The sequence below is a fragment of the Rhizorhabdus sp. P4_G5 genome (assembly GCF_056401065.1).
Genome location: NZ_JBFUKB010000003.1, coordinates 330,277 through 346,939, shown reverse-complemented (window position 1 = coordinate 346,939; position 16,663 = coordinate 330,277). Strand labels below are relative to the sequence as shown.

The following is a 16,663-nucleotide window of genomic DNA, read 5'->3' as shown; positions in this document are numbered from 1 at the left end:
TGGAGGGCGGGCGGGGGCCGCGTTCTTTCTGCGTTGACCTGATCGTGCGGGCGCGCTTGAAGCGGCAGCTATGACGACCACCCTCGAACAGCTCGAATCGACGATCAATGCGCGGCGGGGCGCCGACCCATCAACGTCCTACGTCGCCTCGCTGTTCGCGCGGGGCATGCCCAAGATTGCCCAGAAGCTCGGCGAAGAGGCCGTAGAAACGGTCATCGCCGCGATGGCCGGCGATCCGAAGGCGGTTGCCAGCGAGGCCGCCGACCTGCTTTTCCACCTTACCGTGCTGCTCGCTGCCGCAGGCGTGCCGCTTGGCGACGTGCTCGCCGAACTCGACCGGCGCGAGGGGGTTTCCGGATTGACCGAGAAAGCCGGGCGGACCTCATCCTGATCCGCGTCATCAAGGGAAACAAACATGCCGATCGACGCCACCCTGCCCTATGACGACAGCAACGTCTTCGCCCGCATCCTACGTGGCGAGCTGCCGTCGAAGACCGTCTATGAGGATGAGTTCGCGCTCGCCTTCCACGATGCCAGACCGCAGGCGCCGGTCCATCTCCTGGTCATTCCCAAGGGCCGCTACGTCTCGTGGGACGATTTCACCGCGAAGGGCAGCGACGCCGAGATCACCGGCTTCATCCGGGCGGTCGGCCATGTCGCCCGCGCGGCGGGGCTGGCCGAGCCCGGCTATCGCCTGCTGGCCAACACCGGCGGCCATGGCCACCAGGAGGTGCCGCATCTCCATGTCCATGTTTTCGGCGGCCGCCAGTTCTACGAAATGCTGCCGAGATCGTAACCGTCACATCCGCGCAATCCTATTGCGCGCTCGGAATTACCGGTTAGGCTCCTCTTCCCATGACCGGCCGCGCGCGAACAGCCCGGCCCGACGAGGGAACTCCGCATGATATTTGGGCGCGTAAAGCCACTCGACGCCATTCTCGCCACCGCAGCCCGAAAGTCGCTGCATCGATCCCTCGGCCCCTTCCAGCTGACCATGCTGGGCATCGGCGGCATCATCGGTACCGGTATTTTCGTCCTCACCGCCGAGGCCGCCCAGAAGGCGGGCCCGGGCATGATCCTCGCCTTCATCATCGCCGGCTTCGTCTGCGCGGTCGCCGCGCTCTGCTATGCCGAGATGGCGGCGATGGTGCCGGTTTCGGGCTCGGCCTACACCTATAGCTATGCCGTGATGGGCGAGCTGGTCGCCTGGATGGTCGGCTGGGCGCTGGTCCTCGAATATGCGATCGCCGCGGGAGCCGTGTCTGTCGGATGGTCGGGCTATGTCGTCGGCCTGTTCCAGAACCTGACGGGCATAGTCCTGCCCAAGACGCTGGTGCTGGGCCCGATCGACGGAGGCATCATCAACCTCCCCGCCGCGATCATCGCCGGCCTGGTCACCTGGTTGCTGGTGCTCGGTACCAAGGAGAGCGCCACGGTCAACGCGGTGCTCGTCGGCATCAAGATCGCAGCGCTGTCACTGTTCGTGATCCTTGCCCTGCCGGTGATGAACATGGAGAATTTCCACCCCTTCTCGCCGACCGGCTTCGGCGGCATTTCCGCGGCGGCGGCCTCGATCTTCTTCGCCTATGTCGGCTTCGATGCCGTCTCGACCGCAGCCGAGGAAACCAAGAACCCACAGCGCAACATGCCGATCGGCCTGATCGGCTCGCTGGGCATCTGCACCATCTTCTACATGCTGGTCGCGGCCGGTGTGATCGGCGGCGTCGGCGCGCAGCCGATGCTGAACGCCGCGGGCACCGCCTTGCCGACCGGCTCGGCCGAACTGACCGCCGCCTGCTCGGCGATCGGCGACGCCAAGGTTGTCTGCTCGAAGGAGGCGCTGGCCTGGACGCTGCGCGAGATCGGCTGGCCGCAGATCGGCAACCTGCTCGGCCTCGCCGCCGGCCTCGCGCTGCCGTCGGTCATCCTGATGATGATGTTCGGCCAGACCCGCATCTTCTTCGTGATGAGCCGCGACGGCCTGCTGCCGGCCGTGTTTTCGAAGGTCCATCCCCGCTTTCACACGCCACATGTCGTGACGATGATGACCGGGGTGTTTGTCGCCATCTTCGCGGCGCTCTTCCCGGTCGGCGCGCTCGCCGACATCTCCAACTCCGGCACGCTGTTCGCCTTCGCCGCGGTGTCGATCGCCGTGCTCGTGCTGCGCTGGACCGATCCGAGCCGTAATCGTCCGTTCCGTACCCCGGCGGTGGCGATCGTCGCGCCGATCTCGGTCTTCGGCTGCATCTATCTATTTTCCAGCCTGTCGACCTACACGATCACGCTGTTCTTCAGCTGGGCGGCGATCGGCCTGGTGGTTTATTTCCTCTACGGCTACCGCAAGAGCAACCTCGGCCGCGGCATCGTCGAGACCCACGAGATGGACGAGGACGTGCCGCCGATGCCAGTGCCGCCGATCAGCTGACGGCGCAAATCGACTGCTTGGGCGCACCGTCATCCTGAACTTGTTTCAGGATCCACTCTCCCGCTGGGGGCCGTTCTCCTGTTGCACGGTGGATGCTGAAACAAGTTCAGCATGACGGAAATATGTTCGGCGCTAACCGCCCAGCCGCGCTTCGATCAGGGCGCCAAGATCCTCGCCCTCGGGCAGGCGAGGGCCGATAATGCCGATGATCCGGCCCGCCGCGATCGATCCCATCCGCAAGGCGACAGCCAAATCGCGGCCCTGCGCCAGCCCGGCCAGAACGCCGGCCGCGAACAGATCGCCCGCACCGGTCGTATCCACGATCGGCCCGCACGGCTCCGCCGCTATTTCGGTGCGCTGTCCCTTCTCGATGCCGATCGCCCCATCGGCGCCGCGGGTCGCGATCAGCAGCGGCACCCGCTCCGCCGCCCAGGCGACGGCGGCCTCGACATCGGCCAGCCCGCTCAAGGCGGCAAGTTCGCCCTCGTTGGCGAACAGCATGTCGACCAGCCCCTCGTCGAGCAGCCCGACGAACTCATCATGATGCTGTCGCACGCAAAACTCCGAGGAGAGCGTGAAGGCGGTGCGACGGCCATGCGCGCGGGCAACTGCCAGCGCAGCACGCGATGCCGCGCGCGGCTCCGCGGTGCGCCACATATAGCCTTCGACATAGAGGATCGCCGCTTCCGCCGCGATTGCCGCATCGAAGGCGGCGGCGGGCAGATATTCGGACGCGCCGATCGCCGTGTTCATCGTGCGATGGCCGTCAGGGCCGACGATGATCAGGCAGCGCCCGGTCGGGGCCGCGATAGGCGGCAGCGGGAAGTCGATGCCGCTCGCCGCCATGTCGCCGGCGAACATCCGCCCCAGCCGGTCGTCGCCGACCTGCCCGACAAAGGCGAGCCGCAGGCCGAGCCGCGCCAGCGCCGCCATCGTGTTGGCCGCCGAACCGCCGCACACTTCCTGGCAGTCGCCCATCGCCTGGTGCAGCAACACCGCGCGATCGGGCGCGATCGGCTGCATCATCCCGCGATCGAGCCCCTGCGCCGCGACGAACGCATCATCCTTATGGGTAAGCACGTCGACCAGCGCATTGCCGATCGCGAGGACATCATAGCGGAGGGAAGCCATCGCCACCCCTTCGGGTGCCCGGCTATTGGATTCGGTCACTCTTCCGCACATCCTGAGTAAGGGCTGAGCTTGGCGAAGACCGCATCGAAGGACGATCCTTCGAGACGCCACTTCGCCAGGCTCAGTGGCTCCTCAGGATGAGCGGATCGATTTGGTCATAGCAGGCGTAGCGAAATCCGCCGTGGCCGCAAAGCCGCTCGACGACGCCGGCTTGCATCACGCCGAGGATGATGCTCTCGGGACAGCATGAATATCCTGCGCCTGACCCCGCTCGCGCCGCTCGCGATCCTCGCCGGCTGCGGCCCCACCCAGCCGCCGCTGGTGGTCGCGCCGCCCCCGCCGGTGCGGGTCGAAGCCGGACTGGACCGGGTGCTGGGCCAGGACGCCCGTGCACTGATCGCGCTGTTCGGCACGCCCAACCAGGATGTCCGCGAGGAGCCCGCCCGCAAGCTCCAATATGCCAGCGGCGTCTGCGTGCTCGACGCCTATCTCTACCCGCCGGGCCCGGGCCGCGAACCGCTGGTCACCCATGTCGACGCGCGCCTGCCGACCGGCGAGGACATCGACCGCGCGTCGTGCATCGCGGCGCTGGTACGAAGGAAAGAGGCGCGCTGAGGTCAGTCCTCGACGCCGTCGAGCGCCGCCGCCAACTCGTCGAGCCAGAGCTTGGCATTACCGTCCGAAGGCGCGCGCCAGTCGCCGCGGGGGGACAGCGCGCCGCCACCCGACACCTTGGGGCCGTTGGGCATCGCCGAGCGCTTGAACTGGCTGATCGTGAAGAAGCGGAACAGGAAATTCTCGAGCCAGCGGCGGATCGTCGCGAGATCGTAGCTGTTGCGCAATTCGTCCGGGAAGCCCGCCGGCCACAGCCCCGCATCGGCGTCCTTCCAGGCATGCCAGGCGAGGAAGGCGATCTTCGACGGCTTGAGCCCGAGCCGGATGACATGGTGGAGGAAGAAGTCGTTCAGCTCATAGGGCCCGACCTTGGACTCGGTGCTCTGGATCGCGCCGCTGGCATCGGCGGGGACAAGTTCGGGTGAAATCTCGGTGCCCAGGATCGATGTCAGGATCGCATCGGTCGCAGCGTCGAACTGGCCGGTGCGCACGCACCAGCGGATCAGATATTGGATCAGGGTCTTGGGAACGCCGGAATTGACGCCATAATGGCTCATCTGGTCGCCGACGCCATAGGTGCACCAGCCGAGCGCCAGCTCGCTCAGGTCGCCGGTGCCGATCACGAAGCCGCCATGCTGGTTGGCGAGGCGGAACAGATAATCGGTCCTCAAGCCGGCCTGAACATTCTCGAACGCGATGTCGTAGACCGGTTCGCCCTTGGCGAAGGGATGGTCCATGTCGGCCAGCATCTGCCGGGCGGCGGGACGGATGTCGATCTCGGCCGCGGTGATGCCGAGCGCCCGCATCAGCGCCCAGGCGTTGGACTTGGTGGCGTCGCCCGTCGCGAAGCCGGGCATGGTATAGCCGAGGATCGCCTTGCGCGGCAGGCCGAGGCGATCGCACGCCTTGGCGGCGACGATCAGCGCATGGGTCGAGTCGAGCCCGCCCGAGACGCCAATCACCATCGTGCGGCCCGAGGTTGAGGTGAAGCGCTTGGCCAGGCCTTCGACCTGGATGTTGAATGCCTCGTAGCAGTCGGCATCGAGCTGCAGCGGATCGGCCGGCACGAACGGAAAGCGCGCCACCTGCCGCTTGAGGCCGACATCGGCGAAGCTGGGCTTGTGGGCGAAGGCAATGCGCCGGAAAGCCTTCTCCGGGTGGCCGCTGGCGGCGGCGCAGTCGTTGAACGTCCCCATCCGCAGCCGCTCGAGGCGCAGGCGGGAGACGTCGACATCGGCCATGATCAGCTCCGGATCGTCCCCGAAGCGGCTCGACTCCGCCATCATCACGCCGAGTTCGTGGATCATCGCCTGGCCGTCCCAGGCAAGGTCGGTGGTGCTCTCGCCCGGCCCACTGGCCGAATAGCAATAAGCGGCGATGGCGCGCATCGATTGCGACGCGGCGAGCACCGCCCGGTCGCGGGCCTTGCCTATGATGATGTTCGATGCCGACAGGTTGCACAGGATCAGCGCCCCGGCCATCGCGCCGAGCGTGGACGGCGGCAGCGGCGCCCAATAATCCTCGCAGATCTCGACATGGAAGATGAAGTCGGCGAGATCGTCGGCGGCAAAGATCAGGTCCGGGCCGAACGGCGCGGCCTGGCCGCACAGGGCGATGTCGAGGCCGCGCAGCCCATAGCCCGGCGCAAACCAGCGCTTCTCATAATATTCGCGGTAATTCGGCAGGAAGCTCTTGGGCACCACCCCCAGGATTTGCCCGCGCGAGACGACCACCGCGCAGTTATACAGCCGGCCATTGCGCCGGATCGGGGCGCCGACCAGCAGCACTGGCGCCAGGTCGGCACTGGCAGCAACGATCCCGGCAAGTTCGGCCTCGACCCGGTCGAGCAGCGCATCCTGGAGATGGAGATCGTCGATCGCGTAGGACGACAAGGCGAGCTCCGGCAGGACGAGCAGGTCGACCCCTTCGCCATCGGCCTGCCGCGCCAGCGCGACGATCCCGGCGGCATTGGCCGCGACATCGCCCGCGCTCGCCAGGGGCGTGCCGGCACCAAGGCGCACCAGGCCATGGCCATGTATCGAACGGAAGGGAACGGCACCGGGCATTGAGGCTCTCGCAAACTGCTGTCGTTCCGCCCAGTAAAGGATGAAGGGCGATTGGGCTAATCGCATACGGATAAACCGCGTCATGCTGAACTTGTTTCAGCATCCACCCCGAGACGCAGGGATGCCATGGGGGCGTAGTCGACCCGTCGACCAGGCGTTTATAGGCTTGCGAGCGGCCGCAATCATGTCGGCGTGATGTCGAACCCGATGGCCCGCATCTATCAGCACGGATTGGAATCGCCCATGTCCAGCTGACCATCCCCGAGCGGCGAGGTGGATGCTGAAACAAGTTCAGCATGACAAGGAGAGGGCCTTGGCCTGAGCCAATTACTCCGCTGCGTTGATCCGGTTGCGGCCGTCCTGCTTGGCCTTGTACAGCGCGGCGTCGGCGCGCTTCAGCAGCGAACCCGGCGAATCCTTGGCATCGAGCGTCGCGACACCGCCGGAGAAGCTCAGCCGCCCCAGCGACTGGCCGGTGTGGGTGACCTTGAGTTCGCGCGCGGCAATCGCGGCGCGGACCTTGTCGAGGATCCCCATCGACTGAGCGGCGGCACCGCGCTCGAACACCATCACGAACTCCTCGCCGCCATAGCGCGCGACGAAGATGTCGCCATTGGCCGAGCGGCCGAGCGACGATCCCACGAACTTGATCACCTCGTCGCCGATCTGGTGGCCATGGGTGTCGTTGAAGATCTTGAAATGATCGATGTCGCAGATCGCCAGCGCCAGCGGCGAATCGGCGCGGCGGGCATTTTCGAAGGCGGTGCGCAGGTGATTGTCGAGCGCACGACGATTCGGCAGGCCGGTAAGCGGATCGCTGTTGGCCTTGTGGTGTGCGACGGCCAGGTCCTTGCGCATCGCGCTCATCTGCATCTCGGTGCGGCGCAGATCCTCTTCGGCGGCCTGCGCCTTGTCGATCATCGAGCGGGTCAGTTCGACCAATGTCTCTACCGACACGACCGGGGACTTGCTCTTCACGAGCCCCGCCGCCTCATTCTCGAGGGCGACGCCATAGTCGCGGGCATCGTCGCCCGAGCGGGCGAGAATGGCGGACATCTGCTCCAGATAGCCCTGCGCGTCGACGGCGATGCGCGACAGTTCGTCGGTCGACAGCCCCGAGTCGAGCTTGGCCGAGATTGCCGCAGTCACGGCTTCGCTGAGATTGCCGTCCTTGGCGATGGCGCGATCGACCATCGCGGTGAGCTCGCCGTCGCGGCCCGACAGATAGCGGTGGCACAGGTCGAAATTAGCCGGGGATGGCTCGAGTCCGTGATCGAACAGCAGCTTGCCGATCATGTCGTACAGCCTGCGCCATTCGTCACGCTCTGCTGATTTCGCGGCTATTCTTTCTTCGCGCACCGTCACACCCCTAATCTCAGTGCAGGGAGATAGCGCGAGATTCGATACATCCGGTTAATGCGACCACGTGTTTCTACGCAGTCAGGGTCGCCAGCGGCCGGTTTCCATCCATGCCAGCAGCGGCTTGAGCGGCAATATCCATATGATGCCCGCGACGATGTAGATCGCCGCCTGCACGAGCATATGCTGCTGCCCGATCCAGGGCGAAGCGCTCGCCACGATCACGGCCCACACAAATATGATGAGCAAGATCAAAAAGATGCCGAACGGCTTGCGCCAGCTGGGTTGTGTCATTGCTGCTCGCTTTTCCCGATCATGCCCGCTTCCGTGACGACGGCATCGAGCCGCACATCCCAAGGATCGCACGCTATGACCGGAACGCGCTGTACCGACCAGCCGAAACCGATCTTCGCCCCCCCCGGCCGTTCGGCAAAGACGCGATCGTAAAAGCCGGCGCCCTGGCCGAGTCGCGCCAGGGTCGAGTCGAAACCCAGCAGCGGGGTGACGATGATGTCCGGGACAAGCTCGGGCGCATCGCCAAGCGGCTGCTGCAGTCCGCGCCAGCCGGGCTCGAGCGGATCGCCTGGTGCCCATGCGAGAAAGCGCATGGGCTGGGCGCGGCCTGCCACATGCGGCAGTGCGATGCTGACGCCCTGGATCGCCGCCGCGGCGATCGCGGGGCCGCAGCCGAGCTCGCTGCCCAGCCCATGATAGAAGGCGACGCATTTCGCGCCCGTGATGAGCGGCATCAGATTCGCCGCGGCGCGCGCCTCGAGCCGCGCACGCTGCCCCTCCGCGAGATCCAGCACGAATCCGTCGCGGGCGGCGCGCAGCCCGGCGCGCAGCGCCGGCTTGGATGGCTCAATCATCGGGGCCGGCTCGCTTCATGGGGTGGCGGGACCGCCATGGTCGTTTCTGGAATATCCTCTGACGCCGAAAGCATCAGGTGGGAGCCATATGCATCGGACCAGGGTCCGGACAGAGACAGCCCCCATAGGAATTGAATCGCCTCAGGGATGTTCGCGCAGCTCGTGCCGGGCAGTACCCGCCATGGCCATATGTAGGGCGCGGGGCGGCTGAGCTCAAGAGGATGGTGACGACAGGGGAGCTTCCCTCGTGAAACGAGGGGCGACTGGCAATCTACTCCCTCGGCCGCTCGAACTGCGACGCCAGCCGTTCGACCCGCTCGGCGATGCGCTCGATCGCCACAGCATAGGCGGGATCGGGTTCGACATCGGCCGGCGACTCGTTGCGCGCGACCGCCGCCGCGCCGCGCAGGTCGTTGAGTTCGTCGGCGATCAGCAAGGCGGAAAGCAGCAGCGTCCTGGTTTCGGTCATCTCACCGAGCGTGCCGGTGATCTCCTCGGCCTTGAGATCGACCATCCGGACGAGCGCGCGAAGATGATCCTCCTCGCCGTCGCGGCAGCTCAGCTTGTAGCGGCGCCCGGCGACAGCAACCTCGACATCGGCCATCAGTTCGCTCCCAGCAGCCGGTCGATCCGCTCGATCGCCGATTCGGTAGCCTCGCGCAGCGTACGGTGGCGCTCGGCAAGGCGGAACAGCGCCTCGCTTTCGTCATGCCCGAAGGGCGGCGCTGACGAGAGCGATTGCGGACCCGCCTCGATTCCCGCCTCAATGCGGGCAAGTGCGCGTTCGAGGCGGCCAAGGGCCAATATGAGACGACGGTCGGTCATGGATTCAAAGGAATAGCAGCCTCGTTACGGCCCGCAAGCGCAGCGTTGCGATCGGCCAGCTCGCACGGATGCTTTGCTGAAACCGACCCTGGAGTTGACGATAGCGCCTCAGCACGACAAAGGGTCCGCGCGAGCAGCAAATCCGCCTGTTCGCCGATCCCGCCGGTCTGCAGAAGGTTATTCCATGACGATTGCATCGAAGCAGCTCGCCAATGCCATTCGCGCGCTGTCGATGGATGCCGTGCAGGCTGCGAACTCGGGGCATCCCGGCATGCCGATGGGCATGGCCGACGTCGCCACCGAGTTGTTCACCAAGCACCTGAAGTTCGATCCGTCGCAACCCAAATGGGCCGACCGCGATCGCTTCGTGCTGTCGGCCGGCCATGGCTCGATGCTGATCTACTCGCTGCTTCACCTCACAGGTTATGCGCGCCCGACCATCGAGGATATCGCCAATTTCCGCCAGTTGCACAGCCCGTGCGCCGGCCACCCCGAGAATTTCGAGCTGGCTGGCGTCGAGGCGACCACGGGTCCGCTCGGCTCGGGCCTGGCCACAGCGGTCGGCATGGCGATCGCCGAGCGGCACCTGAACGCCGTGTTCGGCGACGAGCTTGTCGATCACCGCACCTGGGTGCTGGCCGGCGACGGCTGCCTGATGGAAGGCATCAACCATGAGGCGATCGGACTCGCCGGGCATCTGCAGCTCGGCCGGATGATCGTGTTGTGGGACGACAACCGAATCACCATCGACGGCGCGGTCTCGCTCAGCTCGTCGGAAGACGTTCTCGCCCGCTATGCCGCGACCGGCTGGCATACCGTCAGCTGCGACGGCCATGATCCGGACAGCATCAACGCCGCGCTCGAGGCCGCGAAGTTCGATCCGCGCCCATCGATCGTCCGCTGCACGACGATCATTGGCTATGGCGCACCCAACAAGCAGGGCACCTCGGCGACCCACGGCGCAGCGCTCGGCACCGACGAAGTCGCCGCGACGCGCGCTGAGCTCGGCTGGACCGCCGAGCCCTTCGTCATCCCGGAGGATATCAAGGCCGCCTGGCTCGAAGCCGGCCATCGCGGCGCGGCGGCGCGCAGCGGCTGGGAAGCCCGGCTCGTCGCCTCGAACAACCGCGCCGAATTCGAGCGCCGCATGGCCGGCAAGCTGCCGGAGAATTTCTCGCTCCAGCCCTATCTCCAGGACCTGATCGCCAACCCGCAGAAGGTGGCGACCCGCAAGGCGTCCGAGATGGTGCTGGCGCCGATCAACCAGCAGCTGTCCGAGACGATCGGCGGCTCGGCCGACCTGACCGGATCGAACAACACCAAGACCAAGGATCAGGCGCCGCTGACCGCCGGCGACTATGCCGGCCGCTATGTCTATTACGGCATCCGCGAATTCGGCATGGCCTGTGCCATGAACGGCATGGCGCTGCATGGCGGCGTCATCCCTTATGGCGGCACCTTCCTGGTCTTCTCCGATTATTGCCGCGGCGCGATCCGGCTGTCGGCGCTCCAGCAGCAGCGCGTCGTCTATGTGATGACCCATGATTCGATCGGCCTCGGCGAGGACGGCCCGACCCACCAGCCGATCGAGCATCTGATGAGCCTGCGGGTGATGCCGAACCTCGATGTCTATCGGCCCTGCGACGTGATCGAAACCGCCGAATGCTGGGCGTTGAGCCTCGAAAAGGCCGATGGCCCGTCGCTGCTCGCCCTGTCGCGCGAGGGGCTGCCGCAGCTCCGCACCGACATCAGCCAGAATTTCTCGGCCAAGGGCGCCTATCGCCTCAAGGCGGCCGAGGCCCCGCGCAAGGCGGTGCTGATCGCCAGCGGCTCGGAGGTCGAGATCGCGCTCGCCACCGCGAAGAAGATCGAGGAAGCCGGCCATGGCGTCGATGTCGTCTCGATGCCGAGCTGGGAGCGCTTCGACGCGCAGCCCGAAAGCTACCGCGACGAGATCCTGCCCGATGGCGTGCTGCTGGTCTCGATCGAGGCTGGAACAACCATCGGATGGGAGCGCTATGTCGGCCGCAAGGGCCTGCGCTTCGGCCTCGACAGCTTCGGTGCGTCCGCGCCGGTGAAGGCACTCTACGATCATTTCGGCCTGACGGCCGACAAGCTCGCCCCGCAGATCCTCGGGGCGCTCGCACACTAAGAAGGAGTATTTCGGCATGGCGGTTAAGGTTGCGATCAACGGGTTCGGGCGCATTGGGCGCAATGTCGCGCGCGCCATCCTCGAACGGACGGATCATGATCTCGAGCTGGTCTCGATCAACGATCTCGCCGACGCAAAAGCGAACGCCCTGCTGTTCAAGCGCGATTCGGTCCATGGCGCCTTCAGCGGCTCGGTCGAAGTCGATGGCAATGACCTGATCATCAACGGCAAGCGCATCCACGTGACCGCCGAGCGCGACCCGGCCAAGCTGCCGCACGCGGCGCAGGGCGTCGACATCGCGCTAGAGTGCACCGGCTTCTTCACCAATCGTAAGGGCGGCCAGGCGCATATCGATGCAGGCGCCAAGCGCGTTCTGATCTCGGCGCCCGGCAAGGAGGTCGACCTGACCGTTGTGTTCGGCGTCAATCAGGACAAGCTGACCGCAGATCACATCATCGTCTCGAACGCCTCCTGCACCACCAACTGCCTCGCGCCTTTCGCCAAGGTGCTGAACGATGCGATCGGCATCGAGCGTGGGCTGATGACCACGATCCACGCCTACACCAACGACCAGAAGATCCTCGACCAGATCCACGAGGATCCGCGCCGCGCCCGCGCCGCCGCGATGTCGATGATACCGACCACCACCGGCGCCGCGCGCGCCGTCGGCGAGGTGCTGCCCGAGCTCAAGGGCAAGCTCGATGGCTCGGCGATCCGCGTGCCGACCCCGAACGTATCGGTCGTCGACCTGACCTTCACGCCGAAGCGCGACACCAGCAGGGAAGAGGTCAACGCGCTGCTCAAGGCGGCGGCGGACGGCCCGCTCAAGGGTGTGCTCGGCTATACCGACGAGCCATTGGTCTCGATCGACTTCAACCATGACGCGCATTCGTCGACGATCGACAGCCTGGAGACAGCGGTGATCGACGGCAAGCTGGTCCGCGTGCTGAGCTGGTATGACAATGAATGGGGCTTCTCGAACCGCATGGTCGACACCGCCGGCGCGATGGCCAAATTGCTGTAAGTGAAGCGCGCCGGTCTGATCGTCACCCCGGCGGAGGCCGGGGTCTCAGGAGGCAAGGACACATCCTCGCCTCGCGAGGCGCCGGCCTCTGCCGGCGCGACGAGCGCCGCGCGCTGATGCCGGGCCGCCTGATCGGTATCGCTCGCAAGGGGCGTCCGCGCGGGGAGATGGAGACGCTCGATCATGCCATGGTCGGGATCGAGACCGGCATAGCCGGCGACTATCGCGGCGCGATGCGGCCCGGCAAGATCAACCGGCGGCAGATCACGATCATGGCCGCCGAGGACTGGATGGCGGCGCTGGCGGAACTGGGCGAGCCGGTGTCGTGGGAACAGCGGCGCGCCAATCTTCTGATCGAGGGCATCATCCTGCCGCGCGAACCCGGCACGCGCCTGAAGGTGGGGAAGGTGCTGGTGGAAATCACCGGCGAATGTGATCCGTGCCGGCGGATGGATGCGGTGGCGGACGGCCTGTTGCTGGCGCTGATGCCGGACTGGCGCGGAGGCCGGACGGCGCGGGTGATCGAGGGCGGCGATATCGCGCTCGGCGACTTGGTTTCGTGCTTCGATGCGACCGAACAAACAGATGATGGGACGGTAACATGGCTTTCAGGACGCTCGACGACATAGGCGATGTGCGCGGCAAGCGCGTGCTGGTCCGCGAGGATCTGAACGTGCCGATGGAGGATGGCCGGGTCACCGACGACACCCGGCTCCGCTCGGCGGCACCGACCGTGGCGGAACTCGCGGACAAGGGCGCGATCGTGCTGGTGCTCGCGCATTTCGGCCGGCCGAAGGGCGAGCGCAATCCGGATATGAGCCTTGCGCTCGTCACCAACGCCTTCCGCGCCGTGCTCGGCCGCGACGTGCGCTTCATCGGCGACTGCTGCGGCGAACAGGCCGAGGCGGCGGTCGCGCAGCTCGAACCCGGCACCATCGCGCTGCTCGAGAACACCCGGTTCCACAAGGGCGAGGAGAAGAATGACCCCGCACTCGCCACGGCGATGGCGAAGCTCGGCGACCTCTATGTGAACGACGCCTTCTCGGCGGCGCACCGCGCCCATGTCTCGACCGAGGCCCTCGCCCATCTGCTGCCCGCTTATGCCGGCCGTTCGATGCAGGCCGAGCTGGAGGCGCTCGAAAAGGCACTCGGCAAGCCCGAGCACCCGGTCGCAGCGGTGGTCGGCGGCGCCAAGGTGTCGACCAAGCTCGACGTGCTCAAGCATCTCGTCGCGCGCGTCGATCACCTGATCATCGGCGGCGGCATGGCCAACACCTTCCTCGCCGCGCGCGGCGTCGATGTCGGCAAGTCGCTGTGCGAGCATGATCTGAAGGATACCGTGCTCGAGATCCTCGACGCCGCCGACAAGGCCGACTGCACCGTCCACCTACCCTATGACGTGGTGGTGGCGAAGGAGTTCAAGGCCAATCCGCCAACCCGCACCGTCAACGTCCACGATGTCGCCGCCGACGAGATGATCCTCGATGTCGGGCCGGCCGCGGTCGAGGCACTTGGCGATGCGCTGAAGACCTGCAAGACGCTGGTCTGGAACGGTCCGATGGGCGCGTTCGAGATACCGCCCTTCGACACCGCCACCGTCGCGCTCGCGCGGACCGCCGCGGCGCTCACCAAGGGCGGTTCGCTGGTCTCGGTCGCGGGCGGAGGCGATACCGTCGCGGCGCTCAACCATGCCGCCGCCGCCGCCGACTTCAGCTTCGTCTCGACCGCGGGCGGCGCCTTCCTGGAATGGATGGAGGGCCGCGAGCTGCCAGGGGTCAAGGCGCTGGAGGCCTGAAACAGATGCCGGCGGCCTCGACATCGCGAGCCGTCGGGCTGTTCGCGACGCCGGTGATCGCCGAGTCATGGCCGGAGGCCGCCCGCTTCAACCAGGCGCTGCGCGCCGCCATCGTCGAGCGCCGCGCCAGCGATCCTGGCGTATCGCTGTCGAACATATTGGGGTGGCAGTCTGGCAACGATATGACCCGCTGGGGCGGCGATGCGGCCCGTGCGCTGAGCGACTATGTCACCCGCCGCGCCGACGGGATCACCTTCGACAAGGGGCAGACCGGCCCCGCGCGCCGCTTCGCCTGGTCAGCCGAGATGTGGGCCAACGTCTCCGAGCGGGGCGCGTCGAACCAGACCCACAGCCATCCGGGCGCCTATTGGTCGGCGGTCTATTATGTCGACGACGGCTATGGAGGGTCCGACGATCCCGCGCTCGGCGGCCAGCTCGTCTTCCTCGACCCGCGCTTTCCGATGGTGCGGATGCGCACGCCCGACCTGCGCTACCGACGTCCCGACGGCAGCGGCGATCATCACGAGGTCTGGATGCGGCCCGCCGAGGGGCGGATCGTGATCTTTCCCTCCTGGCTGTCGCATAGCGTGCGCCCGTTCGAGGGGCCCGGCACGCGGATATCGATCGCGATCAACCTTGTGACCGGATTGGTCGCCTGATGGGCCCGGTGATCGAAGCCCTGTTCGAGACGCCGGTCATCGTCGATTCGCTGCCCGACGCTGCGGCGCTGAATGCCGGGTTGCTCTCGGCGATCCGCGCCCGCCGCGCCAGCCATCCCGCCGGCGTCACCCGCTCGAATCAGCTCGGCTGGCATAGCGATATCGACATGCTCGACTGGGGCGGCGCGGCGGCCCGCGCGCTTGTCGAGCATGTCGTCGGCGTCGCCGACGAGCACAGCATCGACATCGTCTCGCCCGATGCGCCGCGCTTCGCCTGGCTTCCCGAGATGTGGGCCAATATCTCGCCGCGCGGCGCCTCCAACCAGTTCCACTGCCATGCGGGCGCCTTTTGGTCCGCGGTCTATTATGTCGACGACGGCTATGCCGGATCGAGCGACCGGCGGCTGGGCGGTGAATTGATCATCGAGGATCCGCGCATGCCGATGCTGCTGATGGAAGGCCCCGACCTGCGCTTTCGCCCGCGCCCGGATTCGACGATCGCCGAGCCGGAGCAGCTGTTCCGCCCGGCCTCGGGCCGGCTGCTGATGTTTCCCGGCTGGCTGCGCCATGGCGTGAAGCCCTATCTCGGCGGCCGCGAGCGTGTCTCGATCGCCATCAACCTGACTGCCTTTCGCCGACCGGCCTGAGCTGGCCCATAACTTTCAAGCCCACCCCAATTGGAGAATATCCCACATGCTCAACCAGGACATGACCAAGAAGATCGCCGACGGAAACGGCTTCATCGCCGCGCTCGACCAGAGCGGCGGTTCCACGCCGAAGGCGCTCAAGGGCTATGGAATCGAGGAAGGCGCCTGGTCGAGCGAAGAGGAAATGTACGGCCTGATCCACCAGATGCGCACCCGCATCATCACCTCGCCCGCCTTTACCGGCGACAAGGTGATCGGCGCGATCCTGTTCGAGCGGACGATGGACGGCCAGGCCGATGGCAAGCCGGTGCCGCAGGCGCTGATCGAGCGCGGCGTGGTGCCCTTCATCAAGATCGACAAGGGTCTCGAGGACGAGAAGAACGGCGTCCAGCTGATGAAACCGATGCCCGAGCTCGACGCGCTGCTCAGCCGTTCGAAGAAGCTCGGCGTGTTCGGCACCAAGGAGCGCTCGGTGATCAACCTCGCCAACCGCGAGGGCATCGCCGCGATCGTCAAGCAGCAGTTCGAAATCGGCCGGCAGGTGCTCGCCGCCGGGCTGATGCCGATGCTGGAGCCCGAGCAGAACATCAAGAGCCCCGAGCGTGCCGAGGCCGACCAGATCCTGCTGGAGGAGCTGCTCAAGGCGCTCGATGCGCTGCCGGGCGACGACAAGGTGATGCTGAAGCTGTCGCTGCCGGCGAAGCCCGGCCTGTTCGATCCGCTGGTGGACCATCCCCGCGTGCTGCGCGTGGTCGCGCTGTCGGGTGGCTATGCGCGCCCCGAAGCCTGCGCCGAGCTCGCCAAGAATCGCGGCATCATCGCCAGCTTCAGCCGCGCCCTGCTCGAGGATCTTCGCCACCAGATGACCCCGGCCGAGTTCGACGCCTCGCTGGGCGGCGCGATCGGCGAGATCTACACGGCATCGACGAAGAAGGTCGGCTGATTTCTCTAGGCCCGCCTCTCACGGGCTACGGCCTCACATATTTTCCTCTTGTTCGTCATCTCAGCGAAAGCTGGGATCTCTCTTGGCACTTTGCTCAACAGGTCAGCGCAGAGAGATTCCAGCTTTCGCTGGAATGACGGGCTTGGGGTAAGT

18 protein-coding genes are annotated in these 16,663 nt (G+C 66.3%); 11 read left to right on the top strand and 7 right to left on the bottom strand.

What is annotated here, in order from left to right:
- Positions 1-70 precede the first annotated feature (70 nt).
- The 3 genes from AC1DQK_RS05980 (at position 71) to AC1DQK_RS05970 (ending at position 2,425) form a co-directional block, all read left to right on the top strand.
- Positions 71-391, top strand: a complete 321-nt coding sequence (locus AC1DQK_RS05980; RefSeq protein ID WP_477868407.1) for a phosphoribosyl-ATP diphosphatase — start codon at positions 71-73, stop codon at positions 389-391.
- A gap of 24 nt (positions 392-415) precedes the next feature.
- Positions 416-796, top strand: coding sequence for a histidine triad nucleotide-binding protein (locus AC1DQK_RS05975; protein ID WP_477868405.1), 381 nt, complete (start codon positions 416-418; stop codon positions 794-796).
- A 105-nt stretch (positions 797-901) separates the two neighbouring features.
- Positions 902-2,425 carry an amino acid permease gene (locus tag AC1DQK_RS05970; protein ID WP_477868403.1) on the top strand — a complete coding sequence of 508 codons (1,524 nt, stop codon included), beginning with the start codon at positions 902-904 and terminating at the stop codon, positions 2,423-2,425.
- 132 nt (positions 2,426-2,557) lie between these two features.
- Here the strand turns inward: AC1DQK_RS05970 and AC1DQK_RS05965 are convergent, their stop codons facing one another.
- A complete protein-coding gene (locus AC1DQK_RS05965; RefSeq protein WP_477869248.1) occupies positions 2,558-3,556 on the bottom strand; it encodes an adenosine kinase in 999 nt (332 codons plus the stop codon).
- Positions 3,557-3,802: 246 nt separating this feature from the next.
- On the opposite strand from AC1DQK_RS05965, the gene AC1DQK_RS05960 reads away from it, so the two are divergent.
- Positions 3,803-4,171, top strand: coding sequence for a hypothetical protein (locus AC1DQK_RS05960; protein ID WP_477868401.1), 369 nt, complete (start codon positions 3,803-3,805; stop codon positions 4,169-4,171).
- 2 nt (positions 4,172-4,173) lie between these two features.
- On the opposite strand, the gene AC1DQK_RS05955 is transcribed toward AC1DQK_RS05960, so the two are convergent.
- From AC1DQK_RS05955 to AC1DQK_RS05930, 6 genes are all read right to left on the bottom strand, one after another.
- A complete protein-coding gene (locus AC1DQK_RS05955; RefSeq protein WP_477868399.1) occupies positions 4,174-6,237 on the bottom strand; it encodes an NAD(+) synthase in 2,064 nt (687 codons plus the stop codon).
- 327 nt (positions 6,238-6,564) lie between these two features.
- Complete coding sequence (locus AC1DQK_RS05950) at positions 6,565-7,596, bottom strand: GGDEF domain-containing protein (protein WP_477868397.1); 1,032 nt, start codon at positions 7,594-7,596, stop codon at positions 6,565-6,567.
- Positions 7,597-7,677: 81 nt separating this feature from the next.
- Positions 7,678-7,890 carry a DUF2842 domain-containing protein gene (locus tag AC1DQK_RS05945; RefSeq protein WP_477868395.1) on the bottom strand — a complete coding sequence of 71 codons (213 nt, stop codon included), beginning with the start codon at positions 7,888-7,890 and terminating at the stop codon, positions 7,678-7,680.
- The gene (locus tag AC1DQK_RS05940; protein WP_477868393.1) at positions 7,887-8,465 is read right to left on the bottom strand and encodes a 5-formyltetrahydrofolate cyclo-ligase; all 579 of its coding nucleotides are present in this window, start codon (positions 8,463-8,465) and stop codon (positions 7,887-7,889) included. The genes AC1DQK_RS05945 and AC1DQK_RS05940 overlap by 4 nt, the downstream gene beginning before the upstream one ends.
- Before the next feature lie 271 nt (positions 8,466-8,736).
- Positions 8,737-9,069: a cell division protein ZapA gene (locus AC1DQK_RS05935; protein ID WP_477868392.1), complete on the bottom strand. Its 333-nt coding sequence runs from the start codon at positions 9,067-9,069 to the stop codon at positions 8,737-8,739.
- On the bottom strand, positions 9,069-9,290 hold the full coding sequence (locus tag AC1DQK_RS05930; RefSeq protein ID WP_477868390.1) for a hypothetical protein: 222 nt from the start codon (positions 9,288-9,290) through the stop codon (positions 9,069-9,071). Before AC1DQK_RS05930 ends, AC1DQK_RS05935 begins: the two co-directional genes overlap by 1 nt.
- Before the next feature lie 184 nt (positions 9,291-9,474).
- On the opposite strand from AC1DQK_RS05930, the gene tkt reads away from it, so the two are divergent.
- From tkt to AC1DQK_RS05895, 7 genes are all read left to right on the top strand, one after another.
- Positions 9,475-11,442 carry a transketolase gene (gene tkt / locus AC1DQK_RS05925; RefSeq protein WP_477868388.1) on the top strand — a complete coding sequence of 656 codons (1,968 nt, stop codon included), beginning with the start codon at positions 9,475-9,477 and terminating at the stop codon, positions 11,440-11,442.
- Between the two features lie 16 nt (positions 11,443-11,458).
- A complete protein-coding gene (gene gap, locus AC1DQK_RS05920) occupies positions 11,459-12,466 on the top strand; it encodes a type I glyceraldehyde-3-phosphate dehydrogenase (RefSeq protein ID WP_477868386.1) in 1,008 nt (335 codons plus the stop codon).
- Positions 12,467-12,582: 116 nt separating this feature from the next.
- Entirely contained in the window at positions 12,583-13,095 is a 513-nt protein-coding gene (locus AC1DQK_RS05915; RefSeq protein WP_477868384.1) for an MOSC domain-containing protein, read from the top strand.
- A complete protein-coding gene (locus AC1DQK_RS05910) occupies positions 13,068-14,261 on the top strand; it encodes a phosphoglycerate kinase (protein WP_477868382.1) in 1,194 nt (397 codons plus the stop codon). The genes AC1DQK_RS05915 and AC1DQK_RS05910 overlap by 28 nt, the downstream gene beginning before the upstream one ends.
- A 5-nt stretch (positions 14,262-14,266) precedes the next feature.
- Positions 14,267-14,920 (top strand): 2OG-Fe(II) oxygenase family protein, encoded by a 654-nt coding sequence (locus AC1DQK_RS05905; RefSeq protein WP_477868380.1) that lies wholly within the window; start codon positions 14,267-14,269, stop codon positions 14,918-14,920.
- Positions 14,920-15,567, top strand: coding sequence for a TIGR02466 family protein (locus AC1DQK_RS05900; protein WP_477868378.1), 648 nt, complete (start codon positions 14,920-14,922; stop codon positions 15,565-15,567). Before AC1DQK_RS05905 ends, AC1DQK_RS05900 begins: the two co-directional genes overlap by 1 nt.
- 46 nt (positions 15,568-15,613) lie before the next feature.
- On the top strand, positions 15,614-16,510 hold the full coding sequence (locus AC1DQK_RS05895; protein ID WP_477868376.1) for a fructose bisphosphate aldolase: 897 nt from the start codon (positions 15,614-15,616) through the stop codon (positions 16,508-16,510).
- Positions 16,511-16,663 lie beyond the last annotated feature (153 nt).